A 2,587-nucleotide genomic window follows, 5' to 3' on the forward strand; every position below is an offset into this window, starting at 1 on the left:
TGAAGGTGGTTCCTTGATTGCGTTTAGCCCAGCCAGCCCCCCCTGCCCCCCATAGGGGGGATCAGAAAGTCCCCCTACGGGGGATTTTAGGGGGCTGGAGGTTGGAGGGGCTTTGGAACTTTAAACAAAATTCGTATCTTTGTGTCCTTGTAAAGTTAAATATATACGCAATATAAATAATTATGTTCGAGAGTTTAAGTGATAGATTAGATCGTTCGTTCAAGCTGCTTAAAGGGGAAGGAAAAATCACCGAGATAAATGTGGCCGAAACCCTGAAAGATGTACGGCGCGCGCTGCTGGATGCAGACGTAAACTTCAGGATAGCCAAGCAGTTTACCGAATCGGTGAAGGAAAAGGCCATGGGCCAGAATGTGTTGACGGCAGTCAAGCCCGGTCAGTTGATGGTAAAAATCGTGCACGACGAGCTCGCCGAATTGATGGGTGGAAAGGCTGTCGGGATAAATATAAAAGCTTCGCCGGCGGTTATTTTGATGTCGGGTTTGCAAGGTTCGGGTAAGACCACTTTCTCGGGCAAACTGGCAAAATACCTCAAATCGAAGAAAGGCAAAAACCCGCTGTTGGTAGCCGACGACATCTACCGTCCCGCCGCCATCGAGCAATTAAAAGTACTGGGCGCACAAATAGAGGTGCCCGTATATGCCGAAGAAGAAAACAAGAATCCGGTAGAGATAGCCCTCAACGCCATTAAGCAGGCAAAGAAAAACGGCAACGACCTGGTCATAATAGATACGGCAGGTCGCCTGGCCATCGACGAGGCGATGATGAACGAAATAGCCGCCATCAAAGCCGCCGTAAAACCCGACGAAATTCTGTTTGTCGTGGATTCGATGACCGGACAGGATGCCGTGAACACAGCCAAAGAATTCAACGACCGCCTGAATTTTGACGGAGTTGTACTCACCAAACTCGACGGTGATACACGCGGTGGAGCCGCTCTGTCGATCCGCTCGGTGGTTGACAAGCCCATCAAGTTTGTGGGGATGGGCGAAAAAATGGATGCCCTCGATGTATTTCACCCCGAACGTATGGCCGACCGCATATTGGGCATGGGCGACATTGTTTCGCTCGTAGAACGCGCCCAAGAGCAGTACGACGAAGAAGAAGCCAGACGCCTGCAAAAGAAAATAGCCAAAAACCAATTCGACTTCAACGATTTCATTTCCCAGATTCACCAAATCAAGAAAATGGGGAACCTGAAAGACCTGGCATCCATGATTCCGGGAGTAGGTAAAGCGATGAAAGACATCGACATAGACGATGACGCCTTCAAAGGAATAGAAGCAATCATCTACTCGATGACCCCCAAAGAAAGGTCGAATCCCGAAATATTGAACGGAAGCCGCCGTCAACGCATAGCCGTGGGCAGCGGAACATCCATACAGGAAGTAAACAAGCTCGTTAAGCAGTTTGACGAAACCCGTAAGATGATGAAAATGATGACCCAAATGAAAGGCGCAGGAAAAATGATGCCGAAAATCAGAAGATAAAAACAGCCCAAAAAATCCCCCGTAGGGGGACTTTGGATCCCCCCTACGGGGGGCGGGGGGCTAAAAATTAATACTATGCAACTTATAGATGGAAAGGCCATAGCTGCTCAAATAAAAACTGAGGTGGCTGCCGAAGTGAAACAAATAAAGGCGAGAGGAGAAAAAACGCCTCACCTGGCCGCCATTCTGGTCGGACACGACGGCGGCAGCGAAACATACGTGGCAAACAAAGTCCGCACCTGCGAAGAGGTCGGCTTCAAATCGTCTCTCATTCGTTTCGAGAACGAGGTAACCGAAGCCGAACTGTTGAACTGCGTCGCGAAACTGAATAACGACCCCGATGTGGACGGCTTCATCGTTCAGTTGCCCTTGCCAAAACACATCTCCGAGCAAAAAATTATCGAGGCTATCGATCACCGGAAGGACGTAGATGGTTTTCATCCGGTGAACGTGGGACGCATGTCCATCGGTCTGCCCTGCTTTGTATCGGCCACACCCGCCGGCATTCTGGAGCTGCTGAAACGCTACGATATTCCCACACAAGGCAAGCACTGTGTAGTTCTTGGTCGAAGCAATATTGTAGGGAAACCCGTCGCCAGCCTGATGATGCAGAAAGCCTGTCCGGGAGATGCAACCGTTACGGTGTGCCACAGCCGCACTCCCAACATAAAAGAAATTTGTCTGCAAGCCGATATAATTATCGCCGCTCTGGGTGTCCCCGAGTTCCTGAAAGGCGATATGGTGAAAGAGGGTGTTGTAGTAATAGACGTAGGCACCACCCGCGTCCCCTCCACCGAAACCAAATCGGGATTCCGTCTGAAAGGCGATGTCGCATTTAACGAAGTAGCAGCAAAAGCCGCCTACATCACCCCCGTGCCGGGAGGCGTAGGCCCGATGACCATTATTTCGTTGATAAAAAACACCTTGCTCGCCGGAAAGAAAGAGATTTACAAATAATAATCAGAGCACAAATACCGTAGGGAAGCCCCCTAAAATCCCCCGTAGGGGGACTTTCTGATCCCCCCTACGGGGGGCAGGGGGGGCTGGCTGGGCTAAACGCAATCAAGGAACCACCTTCC

At 50.5% G+C, this 2,587-nt stretch carries 2 protein-coding genes; both read left to right on the top strand.

Going from position 1 to position 2,587, the window contains the following annotated elements:
- The first annotated feature begins 182 nt into the window (after positions 1-182).
- Positions 183-1,508, top strand: a complete 1,326-nt coding sequence (gene ffh, locus ACYPWY_RS15950) for a signal recognition particle protein (RefSeq protein WP_459686534.1) — start codon at positions 183-185, stop codon at positions 1,506-1,508.
- A gap of 75 nt (positions 1,509-1,583) precedes the next feature.
- Positions 1,584-2,465, top strand: coding sequence for a bifunctional methylenetetrahydrofolate dehydrogenase/methenyltetrahydrofolate cyclohydrolase FolD (gene folD / locus ACYPWY_RS15955; RefSeq protein ID WP_459686535.1), 882 nt, complete (start codon positions 1,584-1,586; stop codon positions 2,463-2,465).
- Positions 2,466-2,587: the final 122 nt, after the last annotated feature.

This window comes from Viscerimonas tarda, from assembly GCF_054601255.1.